Genomic DNA, 20,402 nt, shown 5'->3' with positions numbered 1-20,402 from the left:
CTGTTTACTCTCTTCCATACTTATCATCAAAACGCTCTATGTCACTTTCATCTAGTACGGCGCCAGTTTGTACTTCAATGACAATTAGCGGCTCTTTTTGATTGTTCGCTAAGCTGTGTATTTGTTTTGCTGCAATGTAGCAAGATTGGTCGTGGCTAAGTGTTAATGTTTGCTTATCAATACGTACATCGGCAATCCCCGATACCACCACCCAATGCTCTGCACGATACTGATGGCGCTGCGTTGAAAGTTTAGCACCGCTATTAACGGTTATTTTTTTAACTTTAAAACCTGCCCCTGTTACCAAAGTGCGGTAATTGCCCCATGGGCGATACACAACCTGATGGTGATTGAGTTTATCACTTTGGCTAACCGCTAATTGCTTGAGCAATAAAGGCAGACCATCGAGCTTGTTTTTATTGGCAACGAGGGTGGCATCGTGGGTATGAATAATAGCTAAGTCGCTAACTCCAAGGGTAGCAACGCTGTGATCGTTTTCGCTTATAACAAAATTATTAGTACTATTTTGCGCGCTATGGCTGTCGTTTTCATTATTGCCATGTGCATCTTTTTTTATAAGGCTAGCCAAAGCACTAAAGCTGCCTACATCACTCCAATTAAGAGCAACAGGCAATACTGCTACATTATTACTGCGCTCTAAAATGGCGTAATCGATAGAGTCACTTGGGCAGGTTTTAAGTGGCTCACTTACCGGCCTTGTAAACCCTAAATCGTCAGAGAAAGTAGCCGCCGCGCTTACACTGAGTGCAATTTTTGGTGCAAAGCGTTCTAGCTCATTTAAATAGGCTTGTGGTGTAAATAAAAACATCCCGCTATTCCAGCTATAACCGCCTTGAGTTAAATAATGCTCAGCGGTAGCCAAGCTTGGCTTCTCTTTAAATGCAGCCACTTTATAGCAATTTGAGCCTGCTATTTTACTACCTTGCTTAATGTAGCCAAACCCAGTGTGGGGCTGTGTTGGTGTAATTGAAAACGTGACCAACATACCTTGCTGGGCTAATTCAATTGCATCGTTTAATTTAAGTGTGAGCTCAGTAAAGTTGGATATATGATGATCGGCAGGCATCACCAGTATTGGCCCGGTTATGCCTTGCTGTAAAGCGTAGTGTGCTGCCAGCGCAATAGCCGGCGCGGTATTTTTACCCTGAGGCTCTAACAAAAGTGCATGAGGAGCGGCCTGTGCACTTTGCTCAGCAGCAATAAAACGGTGCTGTTCGTTACAAACAAGTATTGGCTTTGCAAACCCCTTGCCCGATACACGCGCTAACGTACTTTGTAATAGTGAGTGTTTGCTATCAAGCAGAGGTAAAAATTGCTTAGGCATAGCTTGGCGAGAAAGCGGCCATAACCGTGTGCCAATGCCGCCCGCTAAAATTACCGGTGTTATAAGGGTTGTATTCATAAAGCCGCCAATAAACATATCAGCGGCTATTTTAGCACTTTATTGGCTAGGCGCTAATGCTTAGCGATTTATACCAAAGTAAACGCGTCGGCATCTAAATAAGCAGGAAACGAGGCTTTAAAATCATCGAGCGGTGCTTTTTCAAGTGTTACGGTAAGTAACTCTTGTATATTGTCTTTTGCTTTGGCGATTGTATCGCCTTTAAAGTCGTACACGGCCGTGCCGCCATTGTGCGCAACACCATTGCCATCGTCGCCAACACGGTTAACGGCTACTACATAACATAGGTTTTCCATAGCGCGCGCCATTAATAGCGTATCCCAAATATGGCGACGAACCGCAGGCCAGTTTGCAACGTTTATCATTACATCGTAATCATTATTGTTGCGCTGAAAAACCGGAAAGCGCAAGTCGTAACATACTTGCGGCAGTAACTTAAAACCGTTAATTTCAAACGTTTTACGCGCTTGCCCTGCGACAACGTAATCGCCCTCACTGCCTAAGCGAAATAAATGACGTTTATCGTAATAATTTACCTCGCCACTTGGGGTCACCCAATAAAAGCGATTCGCTTTTTTATCGCCTTGAGCAACCAAAACCGAACCTGCAATAACGGCTTTATGTTTATGTGCTTGGGTTTTTAGCCAGCTCAGCACTTTGCCATTTTCGGGCTCTGCGCAATCAAGGTTAATAGCAAAGCCTGTGGCGAAGGTTTCGGGTAGTAAAATTAAATCAGGTTGAGCGCTCATCGCTGCTAATTTTTTATCAAACATGGCTAAATTGGCGTCTTTATCAAGCCAATGCAGCGCACTTTGAACGAGTGTAAGCGTTAAAGTTGACATAATATTTGCGCGGCCTCTATTAAGGTTTCATCGTTTTTAGCAAAACACAGTCGAATCACTTTATCATTTGAAGGTTGCTTATAAAACACACTTAAAGGAATAGCAGCAACCCCAGCTTGCTCTACTAACCAGTGGCAAAAATCCACATCATTAAGATCAGACACCTCACTGTAATCGAGCAATAAAAAGTACGTACCTTGGCTTGGTAAAATATTAAAACGGCTGTCACTTAAGTGCTGTGCCAGTAAGTCGCGCTTTTGCTGATAAAAATTACTCAGCTCATCGACATGCTCGCCTTGTTGTTCAAGCATGTCGGCCAATGCGTGTTGTGCAGGTGTAAAACTTGAAAAAGTAACATACTGGTGTATTTTTCTAAATTCAGTAGCGAGCGGTGCAGGCGCAATACAGTACCCCATTTTCCAGCCGGTACTGTGAAACGTTTTGCCAAAGCTTGATATAACAAAGCTTTTTTCACGTAGCTGCTCATCACAAAGCATGCTTAAGTGCTTATCGCCATCAAAGGTAATATGTTCGTAAACTTCATCACTTATTACATATAAATCGTGGTCGCTTACTAACGATTTAAGCGCGTTTATATCATGGCTTTTAAGTATTTTTCCGCTTGGGTTGTGTGGCGTATTAATAATTATAGCGCGCGTGTTTTTGCTCACTGCACTGCGAACCGTTTGCCAATCAATAGCATAATCGGGGGCATGCAATGCAATATGAACTGTTTTACCGCCAGCAAGCTCAATGGCGGGCTGGTAAGAGTCATAAGCGGGGTCAAACACAATGACTTCATCATCGGGGCGTACTATAGTTTGAATAGCCACAAATAATGCTTCGGTGGCGCCCGACGTTACCGTAACTTGCTCAGCTGCATCAATGTTAGCCGCGTATTTACGCGAAACTAAATTTGCTATTTGTTGCTGTAAACGGGGCACACCACTGGATGGCGAGTATTGATTAACCCCTTGCTGAACATAAAAATTTAGCTGGTTTTTCAGTAGTTCTGGCGCATCAAACTCAGGAAAACCCTGCGATAAATTTATTGCCGAATGCTGACTTGCCAAGCCACTCATTTGGCTAAATATACTAACACTTAAATTTGGTAATTTACTTTCAAACACGACAGGCCCTTAATGATGGTTTTGCGCTTAAAGCGATGCTATCATTGCTTAAAACAGAAGTATAGCCGTCTAAAATTAAATAGCTTTATATCAATTTTCTTAATTAACTTAGCTATTTTGAGGTAGCAAAAACGCAGCTCGCGTTTGGTTTAGCGCCTCAAACGCATTAAGTATTATTACGCATTGGTATTACACTCATTGGTGAGGAATGTATGCACAACAATACCGCTATTTCGCAACTTATTGAAGCCGGAAAATGGATCAGTCAAAAAGGCTGGGTTCCCGCCACCGGCGGAAATTTTTCGGCGCGCACCGCAACAGGGTATGTGGTTACCGCTAGCGGCTTTGATAAAGGTCAGCTCGGTACACACACATTCATTGAGCTTGATCATCAAGGTAATCGCACTAAAGGTGCTGGCAACCCATCGGCCGAAACGCAACTGCACCTAGGCATGTATAAGCTTATTCCGCACGCAAACGTGGTGCTGCATACTCACTCAGTAGCAGCCACCGTGCTATCGCGTGTAATTAAAAGCCATGCATTAAATTTAAGCGGTTACGAAATGCAAAAGTCACTCAGTGGGGTAACCTCGCATTTAGATACGCTCAGCATTCCTATTTTTGAAAACGACCAAGACATAGACCGCTTAAGTTTGCTGCTTAGCGATCACCACTTACATACACCCATTGAACATGCAGTGTTAATTCGTGGGCATGGCGTTTATGTAGTAGGGCGTAATTACAAGCAAGCACTTCGCCATTTAGAAGGGTTAGAGTTTTTATTTAGTTGCGAGCTGGAACGGTTAAAAATAGAAGGTATTGGGGCACAGCTATAATGATAAAAGCAATTTTAACTGATATTGAAGGCACCATAACACGTATCTCATTTGTAAAAGAGGTGTTGTTTCCGTATGCAGCTAAACAAATAGCAACGTTTATGCGCTTAAACGAAAATAAACCCCATGTCGCTGAGCAAATAGCGGCTGTTAAAGCCATTATTAATGAGCCAGATGCCGATATAGAAAATGTCATTAGCGTGTTACTAAAATGGATTGAAGAAGATAAAAAAATTACCCCTTTAAAGCAAATACAAGGGTTAATTTGGCAAACGGGCTACGAGCACGGTGATTTTAAAGGCCACCTATACGCAGATGCGTTTGAGTTTTTACAAGCTCAGCACGCTCAAGGTACCGCACTCTATGTCTATTCATCAGGCTCGGTAAGGGCGCAGCAGTTACTCTTTAAATACAGCGACTATGGCGATATTCGCCCCCTGTTTAACGATTTTTTTGATACCAAAGTCGGCGCAAAGCAAGAGCAAGCAGCCTATAACACTATAGTTAACCAGCTCCCTTTTAGTGCTAACGAAATCTTGTTTTTAAGTGATGTGGCAGGTGAGCTTGATGCAGCCAAAGCCGCAGGGCTTAAAACCTTGCACTTAATACGTGATGGCCAAGCACATAGCGCGCACCCATACGTACATGACTTTAGCACAGTTAAATTGGAGCAATTTACATGAGCCAATTAACAATTTATGCTAACAACAATCCAAGTAATGCGCTGGTAAACACCTGCGATTTAAGCGAAATTACTCAGCAATTAGCAAAGGTAAATGTACGTTTTGAACAATGGCAAGCAACTGCCCCCATTAATGAGCACACCACAAATGAGCAAATTATTGCAGCGTATAAAAATGATATAGCGCGCTTAAAAGCGCAAAATGGCTACCAAACGGTGGATGTTATTTCGCTTGCAAAAGGTAATCCTGCAGCGGCACAAATGCGAGAAAAATTTTTATTTGAGCACACTCATAGTGAAGACGAAGTTCGCTTTTTTGTAAAAGGCCAAGGGTTATTTTGCCTACATATTGATGCCAAAATTTACCAAGTATTATGCCAGCAAGGTGACTTAATTTCGGTCCCAACTCTTACACCACATTGGTTTGATATGGGGAGCGACCCAGAATTTACCGCCATTCGATTATTTAATAATACCGAGGGCTGGGTTGCAAAAAGCACCGAGTCTGAAATAGCGAAGCAGTTTCCGTTGCTCGCATAGCAAAAGTAATACGCTCCACAAAGGGATAAGTGGAGCGCTGTTTTAAAACTACTTAAGCGCTGTTAACGCGCCACTCTCTACATCACTTTTATTGTAAACACCGGTATCTAACACCCAAGCTGTTATTAGTTTTGCAGGTGTTACATCAAATGCGGGATTATACACATTGGCATTAGTGGGTGCCCACAGCGCCTCACCAAAACTGCCACTTACGCCGCGTACCTCTGCGCTATTTCGCTGCTCTATTGCTATATCGCTACCGCAAGCTGTTTGTGTATCAAGCGTAGTTAAAGGCGCGACAACATAAAAGGGAATATCATGAAAATGGGCCAATACAGCTAAATTATAAGTTCCCACTTTATTAGCAAAGTCGCCATTAGCAGCAATACGATCGGCGCCTACCACTATTTTATCTACCTTGCCTGCGGCCATTAAACTTGCTGCCATATTATCGCAAATAAGCGTATACGGTACTTGCCAGCGCTCAAGTTCGAACGCGGTTAAACGCCCGCCTTGCAACAAGGGCCGCGTTTCATCAACCCACACATGTATATTGCCGTGTTGTTGCTGCGCTTTGTAAATAACGCCTAATGCTGTACCAATACCAGCAGTCGCTAATGCGCCGGTATTACAATGGGTTAAAATATTGTCGCCGCTGTTTATAAGCTCAGCTCCGCGCGTTGCCATGCGCTCACATAGGGCAATGTCTTCAATAAAAAGGCGCTCTGCGCTGCACACCACTGCTGCTACAAAGTCATCGCTTTTAAGGGCCTCTCTTAATGTAGCCATACAATGCATTAAATTAACAGCGGTTGGCCTTGTGGCTTCAAGCTCATCAATTGCTTTTGCAAGCGCCGCTTGAGTTCCCCCCTGCTGCGCTAAATGAGCAACCAGCAAACTCGCACCTAAGCCTATTAATGGTGCGCCACGAATTTTTAAACTGATGATCAGCTCCTTCATCGTCTCAACACTATGGCATTCGTGCCATACCTGCTGATGAGGAAGTAAATACTGGTCAAGCACACTTAATGTGCCGTTTTCATATTTTAAACTGCTTGCGATTAGGTTTTGCATGGTGAGGCTGCTTAAATAAAATGCGTAAGGGTATTTTACATCAGTTTGAACAACTCTCAAGTTAGACTTGTAGACATCTAAACATTTAAAGGTATAGAATGCCCAAAAAGGTTATTTGAGAACTCACTATGGCTAACTATGTCGCGTTTGATGCGCAGCGCGCAATTGAATATGTAAATTCGCTAATTGACTCTAAGCAGTATGATTTTTTTAATACTGGCGCACACTTAACTGCGTACGAATTTGGTGACGGTAACCTTAATTTAGTATTTAGAATTAGCGATGAGCACCATAACAGCATTATTTTAAAGCAAGCACTGCCTTATGCTCGTTGTGTAGGTGAATCATGGCCGCTCACGCTTGATAGAGCCCGTATTGAGGCGCAAGTGTTACTTAACCATGGGGCTATTTGCCCACAAAACACCGCTAAAGTACTGCACTATAACCAAGCTTACGCACTTACTATTTTAGAAGATTTAGGTCACTTAAAAATATTGCGCGCGGCGCAAAATAACGCGGAGCAATTTCCTAAGTTAGCCGAGCACGTAGCTACGTATTTAAGCCATACCGGGTTTTATAATTCAGATTTTTACCTAACCGCCCAGCATAAAAAGGCCCTCGTACAGCAATTTACTAACCCTGAGCTTTGCCAAATTACAGAAGATTTATTTTTTAGCGATCCGTATACAGATCACGAACGCAATCACTTTGACGAGCAACTTACTACACATGTACACGCTTTGCGTGATAACACGGCACTTAAGTTAGAAGTTGCGAAATTAAAAGCTAATTTTTTATCTAACCCGCAAACATTGCTGCACGGCGATATGCACAGCGGCAGCATTTTTGTAGATACCAATACCACTAAAGTGATTGACCCCGAGTTTGGCTTTTTTGGCCCTGTTGGCTTTGATATAGGCTCTTTTATTGGCAATTTACTATTAAATTACTGCGCACAAGCAGGGCATATTGAAGAGTTTGTAGCACGACGAAACTATCAAACGCATTTACTTAGCTGCATTGTTGAAAGCTATAATTTATTTGAGCAACAATGGTTAGCTTTAATTGCCAACCACAGCACAGATCGCACCCTTAATACCGACGGCTACCCACAGTACTTTATGAAAACCGTATTACAAGACGCCATAGGTTATTGTGGAACAGAACTAATTAGGCGCACCATAGGGCTCGCGCATGTGGTAGATATTGACAGCATTGAAGATGAAAATACGCGCCTTGCAGTACAAAAACAAACGCTGAGCTTAGGTGAGCAACTTATTTTAAATGCCAAAAGCTGCGACAACAAAGATGCCTTTTTTAGTTTATTAATAAGCCAGCTAAATTAAAAAAGGCGCCAAAGCGCCTTTTTTACTACCAATACCGTTATTGGTAGTTTTCGTAAATTTTATCGAGCGGCTCCGACAGCCCACTTTCTTGCACTATACGCACGTGTTTGCGCCTTAATTCCCTCGCACTTGTTACACCGCATGAGTGGGCAATTAAGCCAGCGCCGTAATGAATATATTTATTATAATTGGCAACCCGCTGAGCTTTATCGGCAACATTTAAACCACGCTGTAGCCGCTCGTTATGGGTAGTTACACCGGTTGGGCAGGTGTCTTTATTACATTGCATGGCCTGTATACAGCCTAACGCAAACATATGACCACGCGCAGAAACAACAAAATCAGCCCCCAAAGCAAGCGCCCATGCCACCTTAGAGGGTACAATTAACTTACCCGATACAATGACTTTAACCCGTCCTGTTAAGCCATGTTTTTCAAGCATATTAACAACCAGCGGTAAGCTTTCGCGTAGCGGTAAACCTACCGAATCTAATAAGGGTTGTGGCGCTGCGCCCGTACCGCCATCGGCACTATCAATAGTGATAAAATCCGGTGCTGATTCAAGCCCGCGATGGTTTATTTCTGCAAATAGCGTTTCTAGCCAAGTGTAATCACCAATAACGGCTTTAAAGCCGGTAGGTTTGCCTGTGGCGTTTCGCACTGTGGCAATCATATCTAATATGTCGCTTGGCTTTTTGATTTCTGGGTGCCCATTTGGGCTAATTGAATCTTTGCCCTCAGGGATGCCCCTTATTTTAGCAATTTCAGCATTAACCTTTTTACCAGGTAACATACCGCCTTTACCTGGTTTGGCACCTTGGCTTAATTTAAGCTCAAACATTTTTACGTTTTTATGCGCCGCAATTTCTTTAAGTTTATCGATACTTAAATTTCCAAGCTCGTCGCGCACACCATATTTGGCCGTACCAATTTGAAACACCAAATCGGCTCCGCCCTCTAAGTGATAAGGGCTTAACCCGCCTTCACCAGTATTCATCCAGCAGCCGGCTAATTTTGCCCCTTTTGATAACGCTCTAACAGCCGGTTTTGAGAGCGCACCAAAGCTCATTCCCGATATATTAAACAATGAGTTAGTGGTGTACGGCGTTTTACAATAAGGGCCTAAAGTTACATTACTTGGGTCCAGCGCCTCTTCATCTAAGGTAGGAAAAGCACAGTTCATAAACATCACTGTACCTGTTACCTCTAAGCTTTGCGTGGAGCCAAATGCCGCGGTACGATCGACATCTTTTGCAGCGCGATACACCCAGCTGCGCTCTGCTCGGTTAAACGGCATTTCTTCTCTATCGAGGGCAAAAAAGTACTGCCTAAAAAACTCGCCTTGGCGCTCAAAAAAGTACCTAAAGCGGCCAATAACCGGGTAATTTCGCCTAATTGCATGCTTTGTTTGAGTAATATCACGAAAATAAAAAACAATAACGGTAAGTACAATTAATCCTAATGCAACAATAAAAATACTCGCAAATACATCAATACTAAAAATAATAAAATCGCTCATCCAAGGCCCCTTGATGGCTGTTTTTAAAAATAAAAAAGGTGTTGCGTCAAAATGACACAACACCTTTCGTTGTTCAAGGTTTATACCTTTAGATAATTAGCTTTGCGTGTTTTCAAGCTCAGCTTTTATATACAAACGAACTTGCTCTTCAAGCACTGATAACGGCACAGAACCATGACGCAATACTTGATGATGAAACTCACGAATATCAAAACGTGGCCCAAGCGCTTGCTCGGCCTCTGTGCGTAAACGCTTGATAGTCAGCTCGCCAATTTTGTACGACAAAGCTTGTCCCGGCCACGAAATATAGCGGTCGGTTTCGGTTTTAACATTGTGTAATGAAAGCGCCGTGTTTTCGCTCATAAAGTTCATAGCGCGCTCTCGGCTCCAGCCGTACATGTGCATACCTGTATCAACCACTAAACGAGCTGCACGCCACATTTCATAGGTTAAACGGCCAAATCGGCTGTATGGGTCTTGGTAAAAGCCTGCTTCTATACCTAAGTATTCAGAATAAAGCCCCCACCCTTCACCAAAAGCCGAAAGGTAGGCATCACGTCGGTAGCTTGGTAAGTTTTCAAGCTCTGCATTAAGCGATATTTGTAAATGATGCCCTGGTACGGCTTCGTGTAAGGTCAGCGCCTCTAATACATACAATGGGCGCTTATCTAGCGCATATGTATTTACCCAATAATAACCCGCTTGATCGCTTCGGCTCGAGCCAACATAGCGACCGGTTGTATATTTAGGGGCTATATTTGCAGGTACAGGTGCAACGCCATAGGGCATACGTGGCAGTGTATGAAATAACTTAGGCAGCTGCGCGTCCATTTTTTTAGCTATATAAGCAGCTTCTTTTAATAGCTGCTCTGGAGTGGTGGCGTAAAATTGCGGATCGGTACGTAAAAAGTGGATAAAATCGGCAAACGAGCCTTCAAAGCCTACTTCTTTAATTATTTCCTGCATTTCACTGCGGATACGCGCCACTTCAGATAACCCCAGCTGATGTATTTCATCAATGCTCATATTTGTGGTGGTGTAATACTGTGCGCGGTTTTTATAAAACGCCTTGCCATTAGGGGTTTGCGAAATACCAATCGTAGTGCGTGCACCTGGCTGATATTGCGTAGTAAAAAATGTTAAATATGCTTTGTAAGAGGCAATAACATCATTTTTTATGATGCGTTTGGCTTTTTGCTGTAACGCTTTAAAGTCGTTTTCACTTAGCCCTGCCGTGTTCGTTTTAAACGGGGAGTAAAAGTCTGACTGCGTTACATCATCCACTATGTAAGCGCTTATTGAGTCTTCATACCCAGCTAATACCGCTTGTGGTTGAGTAAGTCCCGTTTCGAGCCCCTTTTTCATCCAGTGTATGTTTTGCTCAAAAAAGCGCGGCACTTGTTCAAGGCGGGCTAAATACGTTTCTAACTGTTGCGGTTGCTTGTACTGCGAACTATTAATCATATAAGACAAGCTAGAATGGAACCCATACTCAGAAGTTAGCGGCATGTAGTGCGCATTAAATACGTATTCATCAACACTGTTTTGTACTTGCGCACGAATAATACTGAGGTTAATACTGTTTTCACTTGAAAGCTCATCGCTATCAATTGCATCTAAACGACTTAATAATGCTGTTTTTTCCTCATATTGCTGCTTTAAAAATTCAGCCGATAAATTAGGTAATAAATAGCCATCAACCCCTTCAGGCTGAGTGTAGGGATTAACACGTTTACGGTAATCAACAATACTTTGCGCCACTTGTTCAAATTGTGTGTTTGCGTTGGAGCTTGTTAATGTACATGCGCTTAGCGTGCCAAAAAGTGATAGCACAAGCAGTGTGCGGCAAATTCGCGGGGGTAAGGAATAATTCATTTTAGTTTTACTTAACCATACAATAGATTTCACAAAACTATCGTAGGCTGAGTAAATAGCAAGACAAATGCGATTAATCTCAATAACACACGCTTAATTGGAGCGGGTAAAATAAGCTGAACCCGCCTAAATTAAGCTAAATACGTGCTCTTTGATGATAAAATCAGCTATTAGGCAGCAAAAGTAAAAATTTAAGTTCACTAATACTGGTTTTTACTTTTAAATAGCCTGGTTAACGATTATTGTAGTAAAAAAATAATAAAGCTTGGATGCATTGCCGCCTCATTGAAGAGTTATTTTAATGTGTAATTTAATGCGTACTTAGTTGGTAGTTAAAATGATGTTCCATGATTCCATGGCTGTAGCTCAAGAAAAAATGACGAATGTATGCCTGTTTTTAGAACGTCATACCCTGCCTCCCTCTCCGTTAAATTACCACGTTGCCTATACCTATATTAGTAAAGTAAATCCTCAGCTAAATAACGCCATAGACGAGGCCATTACTAATAAAGCCCAAATTGATAGTATTTTAATTGAGCAACTCTACTTTGAGTTTTTAAACGAAGGGCATACCACGCAAGTGGCAATGATTAATAACGTAAATGGGGTTATTGATTCACTATCGCGCAATGCGCAATCAACCGAAAAACAAATTGTAAGCTTTGCCGGCCAAGTAAGTGAGTGCATGCACACGCTTGATGAGAATAATATAGAGCAAAGCCGCCAAGCACTCGATACGTTAAACACGCAATCAGCCACGTTACTTGAGCAACATAAGCACTTTAAACACGAGCTATATAAAGCTAAAAAGTTACACGAAAAAACCCAAAAACAGCTGGCGCAATTACGTAAGCAGCACATTATTGACTCACAAACGGGGCTGTATAAACGTCATTATTTAACACAGCAAACCCAACTATGGAGCAACCAAGACAAATCAATTTGCGCAATTGCTATTCAAATAGATAATTTAGATCATTTTGTAGACAATTACGGCGATATAATTGGCGAAGTTATTTTGAACAAAGTAGCTAAACAAGTAAAAAAATATGTCTTTCAAAGTGGTTTACCTGGGCGCACAGCAAAGGACCAATTTACCGTATTACTGCCAGATATAGACCCCGAAACCGCTAATGTTATTGCTGAAAAAGTGCGTAATGGCGTAGAAAAACTTCGTTTTGTTAGCTCAAAAAGCGGCACTAAGCTGCCTGGCATTAACTTATCTTTAGGCATAGCGCAGCAACTCGAAAATGATGACTTTAACATGTTAGCTAAAAAAGCCTCGCAAGCGGCATTTAAAGCACGCTCACTGGGGCAAAGTAGCTTTACAGCTGGCCACTAGGTTTTACGCTAAATTACCTGATAAATCATATTCAAATTGCACCTGCAGTATACAATCAAGTACACTAGTCTTTATTGCCACGATAGAGACTAACCATGAACGAAACAGAGCAAAAGACCACGCATTTTGGCTATAAAACCGTAGCCGAAAACGATAAAGCCTCAATGGTTGCAGACGTATTTCACTCGGTTGCAGCAAAGTACGATGTAATGAACGATTTAATGTCTTTTGGTGTACATCGATTATGGAAACGTCAAACTATAGCCAGCTCAGGTGTGCGCAAAGGCCACCACGTCCTTGATTTAGCAGGCGGCACTGGCGACCTAACAGCAAAATTTAGCCAGCTAGTCGGTGACACCGGCCAAGTAGTTTTAGGCGACATTAACTCATCAATGTTAAAAGTGGGCCGCGAAAAACTGCACAACTTGGGTTTAGTTGGCAATATCGACTACGTGCAAATGAATGCCGAAATGCTGCCATTTCCAGATAACAGCTTTGATGTGATCACGATTGCCTTTGGCCTACGTAATGTAACCGATAAAGATAAAGCCCTGCGCTCTATGTACCGTATATTAAAGCCAGGTGGACGTTTATTAGTATTAGAGTTTTCCAAACCTGAGCATGAAATTTTAAGTAAAGCGTACGATTTTTACTCGTTCAATCTATTACCAACTATGGGTAAAGTAGTGGCGAACGATAGCGAGTCATACCAATACTTAGCTGAGTCGATTCGTATGCACCCAGACCAAGAAACCTTAAAAGCAATGATGGAAGAAGCAGGCTTTGAACAAACAACGTATCAAAACCTAACCGGTGGTATTGTTGCACTGCACCGTGGTTTTAAATATTAAGGCAGGCAGTTATGGCGTTTGAGCAAAAAAGCGAGCAAGTGGTCGCAGCAAAACCCGATTCGCAGTTTTTTATGTTACCTAATTTTGTACTTTCGCTTATAGAGCGAGTGCTTAATAAGGTACTGCAACTCGACGCCACCTTAATAGATAAGCTCAGTGCCGTTAAGCACAAATCATTAAAGGTCGAAATCCGCAATTGGCAGCAGCAAATAGTATTAACCTTTGATGGTAAACTATTACACCTTTACAGTGCCAGCGATGAAGATAGCGCAGAGTGTATGATCAGCGCAGATATAGATACACTCATGGCGCTTAAAGACCCAGCCATGCTTACACAGCTCATTCGTCAAGATAAGCTAGACCTGCAAGGCGACTTAAACGTCGCTCAGGCTTACAGCGCCGCATTTTCTGGGCTAGATATAGATTGGCCTGAGCAACTATCGCACTATATTGGCGATGCGCCCGCACAACAACTTTACATACAGCTAAACGCTTTACGTAGTAAAGAGCGTAAAGCACGTCAGCAAATTAGCACCACATTAACCAGCCTATGCCAAGATGAGCTCGCTGTAACTATTCACCCTTTAGAGCTTGAACAATTTAAACAACAAAACCGAGTGTTAAAAGGGCAAGTGGCCGCTATTGAACAACGCATAAATGCATTAATCAACTCTTCTAACACCAACAGCCGCTAAGGATTTTTTGTGTCGACTGCTCGATTGTATTACATCACTAAAACATTACTTAGCTACGGATTAGATGAGTTAATACCAAAACAAAAAATACCTTGGTACGCTAAAATTGCGCGTGGTAGCTTGTTTTGGTTACGTAACCAGCACAAAAATAAGCCAGCGGGCTTGCGCCTGCGCTTAGCCTTGCAAGAGCTTGGCCCAGTGTGGATTAAGTTTGGCCAAATGCTTTCTACCCGCCGAGACTTACTTCCTCACGACATTGCGTTAGAGCTTGCTTTTTTGCAAGACCAAGTCGAGCCTTTTGAGGGCGAACTTGCCCAAAAAATAATTGAAAAAGCGCTCGAAATCAGCGATATAAACCAGTTATTTAGTGAGTTTTCGCAAACCCCATTGGCCTCAGCGTCTATTGCGCAAGTGCATACTGCTAAGCTAGTTGATGCCCATAACAATACCCAAGATGTTGTTATAAAAGTGATTAGGCCAAACATAAAAACACAAATTAATGCCGACTTAGCACTTATGGAAAAGCTCGCTAAAGTGCTTGCCAATGTACACAGCGAAGCAAAAAGGTTACGCCCTGTCGAGGTGGTCAAAGAGTATAAAAAAACCTTGCTAGATGAGCTCGATTTAATGCGCGAAGGCGCAAATGGCATACAACTTAAGCGTAACTTTGAAGGCTCTGATTCGTTATATATCCCGGCTGTTTATAGCGATTATAGCCGCAGTAACGTTTTGGTTATGGAGCGTATTTACGGAATCCCGGTCTCAGATACTGAGTCGTTAATTGCGCAAAATACCAATATGAAATTACTCGCTGAGCGCGGTGTAGAAGTGTTTTTTACCCAAGTATTTAGAGACAGTTTTTTTCATGCTGATATGCACCCTGGCAATATATTTGTCTCTCGCGAGCACCCTGAAAACCCCATGTATATTGGTATCGACTGTGGCATTGTTGGCACATTAAACAAAGAAGATAAACGCTACCTCGCAGAAAACTTTATCGCCTTTTTTAATCGTGACTACCGCCAAGTTGCTCAGCTACATGTTGACTCGGGCTGGGTTCCGCCCGATACCAGCATAGAAGAGTTTGAATTTGCAATTCGTACCGTGTGCGAACCTATATTTAATAAGCCGCTGGCTGAGATATCGTTTGGCCATGTACTCGTTAATTTATTTAACACCGCACGCCGCTTTAACATGCAAGTACAACCGCAGTTAGTATTATTACAAAAAACGTTATTATACGTTGAGGGCTTAGGGCGTCAGCTTTATCCTCAGCTTGATTTGTGGAAAACCGCTAAGCCATTTTTAGAAGATTGGGTAAAACAACAAGTTGGACCGTTATCAGTAATGAAACAAATGTATGCTAACTTGCCATTTTGGGCTGAAAAAATGCCAGAACTACCTGATTTAATTTATCAAAATTTAAAACGTAGTCCGCAAATGCAGCATTCTCAGCCAAGTAAAGTGTCACACAAAGCGCTAGTACTTAGCCTATTTGGCAGTGCTACACTGATTGTATCGGCACTGTGTTATCTGCAGCACGACCTCATAGCGGCAGGCGTAACATTAGCAGCGTCTGCAATTAGCTTTATTGTGGCGTGGCGTAACACATAAACTAAGTGCTATTTATGCCACAGGGCGTATAATTAGTACTTAAAATAAACATTTAAGCATTTATCAGTTGGAGATAACCATGGGTTTAGGTGGCATTAGTATTTGGCAATTATTGATTGTTTTAGCGATTATCGTACTTCTTTTCGGTACTAAAAAACTACGCGGCATGGGTGGTGATTTAGGCGGTGCAGTAAAAGGGTTTAAAAAAGCCATGTCTGATGATCAAACTAAAGAGACTGAAAGCGAAAAAGCTGAGCAAATCCAAGAGTCTCAAAAAGCAGCGCCAACACAGACACAAAGCACTGAAAAAACCAAAGACGATACTAAGGTTTAAGCAATATGGGAATGTGGGAGCTCGTTGTTGTTTTTATTGTTGGCCTAGTGGTACTTGGCCCTGAGCGGTTACCGGTTGCCATTCGCACCGTAATGCGCTGGGTAAAAACCGTTAAGTCGATGGCCAACTCAGTTAAAGCAGAAGTGAGTGAAGAGCTACGCATACACGAGCTTCACGAAAACCTAAAAAAAGCAGAGCAACAAGAGCTTAAAGATTTAAGCCCAGAGCTACAACAATCTGTTGATGAACTGCAAAAAGCAGCGCAGTCGGTTACTCATAGCTATAAAAACACTTCAAGCACGTCATCTAACGAACAACTCGATGAAAAAAAGTGAAATTAATTCCCCTATTTGTGGTCAACTTATTACGTGGTATAAAAAATAATGTCTGAACAAGCTAAATCAGGGTTCGTCGCTCACTTAATTGAGCTGCGCGATCGGCTTATTAAATCACTTTTTAGTATTTTAGTGATATTTATTGGCCTTGTGTATTTCGCCAATGATATATATGAGTTTGTAGCCGCCCCTTTAGTCGCACATTTACCAAGCACTGCCACTATGATAGCTACCGATGTTACGGCACCGTTTTTTGCACCGTTTAAACTAACGCTATTTGTTGCTTTGTTTGGCGCTATTCCGTGGATATTGCATCAAATTTGGGGATTTATAGCACCTGGCTTATACCAACACGAAAAACGCATGCTAATGCCAATTTTGGCCTCGAGTATTTTGCTATTTTATGGCGGTATCGCTTTTTGCTACTTTATAGTGCTCCCTATTATATTAGGCTTTTTTACTAGTGTAGGGCCGCAAATGATGACCCTAGCACCGGATATTAGTAGCTATTTAGGATTTGTACTTAAGCTATTTTTTGCATTTGGTGTGGCGTTTGAAATACCCGTAGCCATAATGTTGCTATGTTGGAGTGGCGCTACAACCACGCAGAGTTTAAAGCAAAAACGCCCTTATATTGTGGTTGGTGTATTTGTTGTGGCGATGTTTTTAACACCGCCCGATGTGTTATCACAAACACTATTAGCACTTCCTATGCTGCTTTTATTTGAGCTAGGGTTAATTTTAGCGAAATTTTATAGCGCTAAAGAACAACAGGAATCTGAGGAATAAAATGAAAAAACAACTACTCTCACTACTGGTTTTACTAAGCGCACCGACGTTTGCAGCGCAAGAAATTAACGTGCAAGCTTTGCAAGCATGTAGCTTTATTGAAAACGACTTTAACCGTTTACTATGTTATGACAACACAGTGGCAGGTAAACCGCTTACTAAACCTAGTGAGAAAAAAACCCTTACCCCACCAAAAGCCGTAACCAATGTATCGCCAAACGTAAGTGCACCTGTTGCAGCTGTTTCTAAAGCTGCGCCTGCTGCTAAAGCAGATGATTTTGGCCTTGAGCATAAAGAGATCACTAAAGATAAAGACGAAAATATCACAGCATTAGTATCATCAGTTAGAAAAGCCCCTTATGGCGAGCTCATTATTACCCTTGATAACGATCAGCAATGGCGTCAAATTGGCTCTGACAGCCTTAAATTAAAAGAGTCAGACACAGTGGTTATTAGCCGCGGTGTATTTAATTCTTTTTTACTTCGTAAAGATGGTCAAAACCGCTCAATCCGTGTGAAGCGCACTCAGTAATGACCTACACGTTAGTTGATGCCGGCGTTAATTTTACCAATCACCAGTTTGAAGGTGAGCATCAGGCTATTATTGCCCGCGCAAATGCCGCGGGCGTGCAAGCTATGTTACTGATCGGCTGCGATGTGCCTAGTAGCGAACAATCGCTTACATTAGCAAAACAATATAATCAGTTTTCTACTGCTGGCGTGCATCCACATGACGCTAAAGACGCCACCGATGAACTTGAAACCACTTTAACGCAGCTTGCTAGTAACGATTGCGTTGTGGCCATTGGTGAGTGTGGGCTTGATTATAATCGCGATTTTTCTCCTCGCGATATTCAGCGCAGCGTATTAAAACGCCAGTTAGCGTTAGCTGAAAAACTAAACCTACCTGTTTACTTACACGAACGTGACGCAAGCGAAGATATGCTAAATATTTTGGCTGACTATAACGTACGTGGTGTGCTGCATTGCTTTACAGGCAATGCCCAAGCACTTAAAGATTATTTAGAATTAGGCCTTTATATTGGCATTACTGGGTGGGTGTGTGACGAGCGCCGCGGTAAAGCATTGCAACAATTGGTGCCAAGTATCCCGCTTGAGCGGTTATTAATAGAAACCGATGCGCCTTTTTTAATTCCACGCACAATAACCCCTAAACCAAAATCACGTAAAAATGAGCCCGCCTATCTTAGCTATGTGTGTGAAACACTCGCTAAGCTTTATAACGTTGAACCAAGTACTATTGCCACCCATAGTACGGCTAACTTTTATAGCTTATTTGATATAGCAGGTCGCTAATGACAAGCCCAAAGGCGCTATTTAGCCTATTTATGCTCCTTTGTTCATTTTGCAGTGTTGCAAACCCCGTAATTTCTGAAAATTTTAAAGCAATAAAAATAGACACCCTGAGCTATTCGTTTACGCCCACCACAGCAAACAATGCCTACCATGAGGTTAACGACTGGCAAACAGTAAGTGATAAGCCATTAAATTTAGGGTTTGAACAACGCCCTGTATGGGTCAAGTTTACAGTTAAAAATACCTTAAATAACAATATAAGCCCTATTTTATCGCTCGATAACCCGCTGTTAAATGAAGCGCAAATTTTTCATTTTTATAATTCAGCACTGCTCTCACACATGCAAACTGGCGATAACTTTAAGCTCTCATCACGGCTAATAAAAAGTGAATCTTTATTAGCAACCTTGAGGCTGCCGGCAAATAGTATTAGCACCGTAATAATGAAGGTTAACAACAGTGCTGGGCTACGCATCCCGCTGACTTTGTGGCAACCAGATGCCTACCTAGCGCATAAAGGTAAGCTTAATTTAATTTATGGCTTACTCATTGGTTTTTTATTTTCATTGGCCATAAGTTGCTTGGTTTTGTATGGGTTTTCGCGCAAGTTGTATTTTGCTTATGCAGGCATTATTACGCTGACCTTAGGTGTGCTTCTGGCTTATTTATGCGGTTTTGGCGCTCGTTATTTTCATCCAAATTCGCCTTCATTACAGCAAGTAATGATACCTGTTTTACTAATGCTCACTACGCTTGCTTTTGTGCCGCTACAAAAACAACTGTGCCAACCTAAAGCCTCTAAACTACTAAAATGGCAAACCATTGTTGCTAATATTTACGCAATTAGCCTGCTGTTTATGTGGGCTTTACCTAGCACAGTGTTTACCCCATTTAGCTTACTGGCGAGCCCGATTGTTATTATTTATTGCTTGGTAAACGCCTACATCTGCCAGCAAAACGCGCCTTCAAAACCAATTCAAGCACTGCTAATTGCACTCATGCTATTTTTACTTGTTATGGTGTACCTTATTATTGCTGTATTTGGCTTATATCCTTTAGGTAGAAGTAGCTTAGCTTTTGTTTTTATATGCTTTTTTGGTAGTACATTTTGCCTATGTTATGGCGTTATGAAGCGCTTTATTTTAGAGCGTGATGAACAAGTTATTGCTCAACAAACCTTGATTGCTGAAAATGCAGCCCAAGATACACTATTAAATGAGCGACTCGCGCTGCAAGCCCAAACACAAAAAGAATTAGAGTCGTTAGTTGATGAGCGCACCTTTGAGCTACAAGTCACTTTGCGCGAACTAGAAGATAAAAACCGCGAGCTTGAGCTACTTAATATGGAAGACGCGCTGAGTGGCGTTAAAAATCGTCGCTTTTTTGATAAAAAATTAGTGATGGAACTGCGTCGCTCTCGGCGTGAACAAACGCCTTTGAGTATGATTATGCTCGATATAGACCGGTTTAAACGCGTAAATGATAACTACGGGCACTTAACCGGCGACCAAGTAATACGCGCTGTAGCCGACATTATAAAACAGCATTTAAAACGCCCGTTGGATGAAGTGGCTCGCTACGGCGGCGAAGAGTTTGTTGTTTTGCTACCTAACACTCCAAAAGAGGGGGCTGTTGATATTGCTGAAAAAATTCGCCAAGCCGTAGAGAGTAATACCGTAAACGTAGCCGGAACATCCGTAAAAGTAACCATTAGTGCTGGCGTAAACAGCGCTGTAGTAAACGATATTAGTAACCCTGAGCTATTTACAGACGACGCAGATAAAGCGCTCTATTTCGCTAAACAACACGGCCGAAATCAAGTAATTAGTTTTCCAATTCCACAGTAGGAGCTTAGTAA

General features: G+C 42.1%; 20 protein-coding genes. 14 read left to right on the top strand and 6 right to left on the bottom strand.

The window, feature by feature from the left end:
• Positions 1-4: 4 nt before the first annotated feature.
• From AN395_RS16310 to AN395_RS16300, 3 genes are all read right to left on the bottom strand, one after another.
• A complete protein-coding gene (locus tag AN395_RS16310) occupies positions 5-1,423 on the bottom strand; it encodes a mannose-1-phosphate guanylyltransferase/mannose-6-phosphate isomerase (RefSeq protein ID WP_054983633.1) in 1,419 nt (472 codons plus the stop codon).
• A gap of 68 nt (positions 1,424-1,491) precedes the next feature.
• Complete coding sequence (locus tag AN395_RS16305; protein ID WP_054983622.1) at positions 1,492-2,265, bottom strand: amidohydrolase; 774 nt, start codon at positions 2,263-2,265, stop codon at positions 1,492-1,494.
• The gene (locus AN395_RS16300) at positions 2,253-3,395 is read right to left on the bottom strand and encodes a methionine aminotransferase (RefSeq protein ID WP_054983621.1); all 1,143 of its coding nucleotides are present in this window, start codon (positions 3,393-3,395) and stop codon (positions 2,253-2,255) included. The genes AN395_RS16305 and AN395_RS16300 overlap by 13 nt, the downstream gene beginning before the upstream one ends.
• 212 nt (positions 3,396-3,607) lie before the next feature.
• On the opposite strand from AN395_RS16300, the gene AN395_RS16295 reads away from it, so the two are divergent.
• The 3 genes from AN395_RS16295 to AN395_RS16285 are packed head-to-tail and all read left to right on the top strand — an operon-like array spanning position 3,608 to position 5,453.
• Complete coding sequence (locus tag AN395_RS16295) at positions 3,608-4,231, top strand: methylthioribulose 1-phosphate dehydratase (RefSeq protein ID WP_004587487.1); 624 nt, start codon at positions 3,608-3,610, stop codon at positions 4,229-4,231.
• Positions 4,231-4,914: an acireductone synthase gene (gene mtnC, locus AN395_RS16290; protein WP_054983620.1), complete on the top strand. Its 684-nt coding sequence runs from the start codon at positions 4,231-4,233 to the stop codon at positions 4,912-4,914. The genes AN395_RS16295 and mtnC overlap by 1 nt, the downstream gene beginning before the upstream one ends.
• Positions 4,911-5,453 (top strand): acireductone dioxygenase, encoded by a 543-nt coding sequence (locus AN395_RS16285; RefSeq protein ID WP_029772882.1) that lies wholly within the window; start codon positions 4,911-4,913, stop codon positions 5,451-5,453. Before mtnC ends, AN395_RS16285 begins: the two co-directional genes overlap by 4 nt.
• Positions 5,454-5,501: 48 nt before the next feature.
• Here AN395_RS16285 and mtnA read toward each other — a convergent pair whose 3' ends face one another.
• Positions 5,502-6,527 (bottom strand): S-methyl-5-thioribose-1-phosphate isomerase, encoded by a 1,026-nt coding sequence (gene mtnA, locus AN395_RS16280; protein WP_054983619.1) that lies wholly within the window; start codon positions 6,525-6,527, stop codon positions 5,502-5,504.
• A gap of 128 nt (positions 6,528-6,655) precedes the next feature.
• On the opposite strand from mtnA, the gene mtnK reads away from it, so the two are divergent.
• Positions 6,656-7,873, top strand: coding sequence for an S-methyl-5-thioribose kinase (mtnK, locus tag AN395_RS16275; protein WP_054983618.1), 1,218 nt, complete (start codon positions 6,656-6,658; stop codon positions 7,871-7,873).
• Positions 7,874-7,910: 37 nt separating this feature from the next.
• Here mtnK and AN395_RS16270 read toward each other — a convergent pair whose 3' ends face one another.
• Both AN395_RS16270 and AN395_RS16265 read right to left on the bottom strand, forming a co-directional pair.
• Complete coding sequence (locus tag AN395_RS16270) at positions 7,911-9,392, bottom strand: FMN-binding glutamate synthase family protein (RefSeq protein ID WP_004587481.1); 1,482 nt, start codon at positions 9,390-9,392, stop codon at positions 7,911-7,913.
• Positions 9,393-9,488: 96 nt separating this feature from the next.
• A complete protein-coding gene (locus tag AN395_RS16265) occupies positions 9,489-11,267 on the bottom strand; it encodes a DUF885 family protein (RefSeq protein WP_054983617.1) in 1,779 nt (592 codons plus the stop codon).
• Between the two features lie 355 nt (positions 11,268-11,622).
• On the opposite strand from AN395_RS16265, the gene AN395_RS16260 reads away from it, so the two are divergent.
• From AN395_RS16260 to AN395_RS16215, 10 genes are all read left to right on the top strand, one after another.
• The gene (locus AN395_RS16260) at positions 11,623-12,609 is read left to right on the top strand and encodes a GGDEF domain-containing protein (RefSeq protein WP_054983616.1); all 987 of its coding nucleotides are present in this window, start codon (positions 11,623-11,625) and stop codon (positions 12,607-12,609) included.
• Between the two features lie 95 nt (positions 12,610-12,704).
• Positions 12,705-13,460: a bifunctional demethylmenaquinone methyltransferase/2-methoxy-6-polyprenyl-1,4-benzoquinol methylase UbiE gene (ubiE, locus tag AN395_RS16255; protein ID WP_004587478.1), complete on the top strand. Its 756-nt coding sequence runs from the start codon at positions 12,705-12,707 to the stop codon at positions 13,458-13,460.
• Between the two features lie 11 nt (positions 13,461-13,471).
• The gene (locus AN395_RS16250; RefSeq protein WP_054983615.1) at positions 13,472-14,155 is read left to right on the top strand and encodes an SCP2 domain-containing protein; all 684 of its coding nucleotides are present in this window, start codon (positions 13,472-13,474) and stop codon (positions 14,153-14,155) included.
• Positions 14,156-14,164: 9 nt separating this feature from the next.
• Positions 14,165-15,769 carry a ubiquinone biosynthesis regulatory protein kinase UbiB gene (gene ubiB / locus AN395_RS16245; RefSeq protein ID WP_029772890.1) on the top strand — a complete coding sequence of 535 codons (1,605 nt, stop codon included), beginning with the start codon at positions 14,165-14,167 and terminating at the stop codon, positions 15,767-15,769.
• A gap of 79 nt (positions 15,770-15,848) precedes the next feature.
• A complete protein-coding gene (gene tatA, locus AN395_RS16240) occupies positions 15,849-16,103 on the top strand; it encodes a Sec-independent protein translocase subunit TatA (RefSeq protein WP_004587475.1) in 255 nt (84 codons plus the stop codon).
• Between the two features lie 11 nt (positions 16,104-16,114).
• Positions 16,115-16,438, top strand: coding sequence for a Sec-independent protein translocase protein TatB (gene tatB, locus AN395_RS16235; protein WP_232423994.1), 324 nt, complete (start codon positions 16,115-16,117; stop codon positions 16,436-16,438).
• Between the two features lie 48 nt (positions 16,439-16,486).
• Entirely contained in the window at positions 16,487-17,227 is a 741-nt protein-coding gene (gene tatC / locus AN395_RS16230) for a twin-arginine translocase subunit TatC (protein WP_004587473.1), read from the top strand.
• A gap of 1 nt (position 17,228) precedes the next feature.
• Positions 17,229-17,759, top strand: coding sequence for a hypothetical protein (locus AN395_RS16225; RefSeq protein ID WP_054983614.1), 531 nt, complete (start codon positions 17,229-17,231; stop codon positions 17,757-17,759).
• Positions 17,759-18,544, top strand: a complete 786-nt coding sequence (locus AN395_RS16220) for a TatD family hydrolase (RefSeq protein WP_054983613.1) — start codon at positions 17,759-17,761, stop codon at positions 18,542-18,544. Before AN395_RS16225 ends, AN395_RS16220 begins: the two co-directional genes overlap by 1 nt.
• Positions 18,544-20,391, top strand: coding sequence for a diguanylate cyclase (locus AN395_RS16215; RefSeq protein ID WP_054983612.1), 1,848 nt, complete (start codon positions 18,544-18,546; stop codon positions 20,389-20,391). The genes AN395_RS16220 and AN395_RS16215 overlap by 1 nt, the downstream gene beginning before the upstream one ends.
• Positions 20,392-20,402: the final 11 nt, after the last annotated feature.

Source organism: Pseudoalteromonas sp. P1-30 (assembly GCF_001400005.1).
GTDB classification, from domain to species: domain Bacteria; phylum Pseudomonadota; class Gammaproteobacteria; order Enterobacterales; family Alteromonadaceae; genus Pseudoalteromonas; species Pseudoalteromonas atlantica.
The sequence above is the reverse complement of the archived record's forward strand: the minus strand, read 5'-3'. Positions and strand labels throughout refer to the sequence as shown.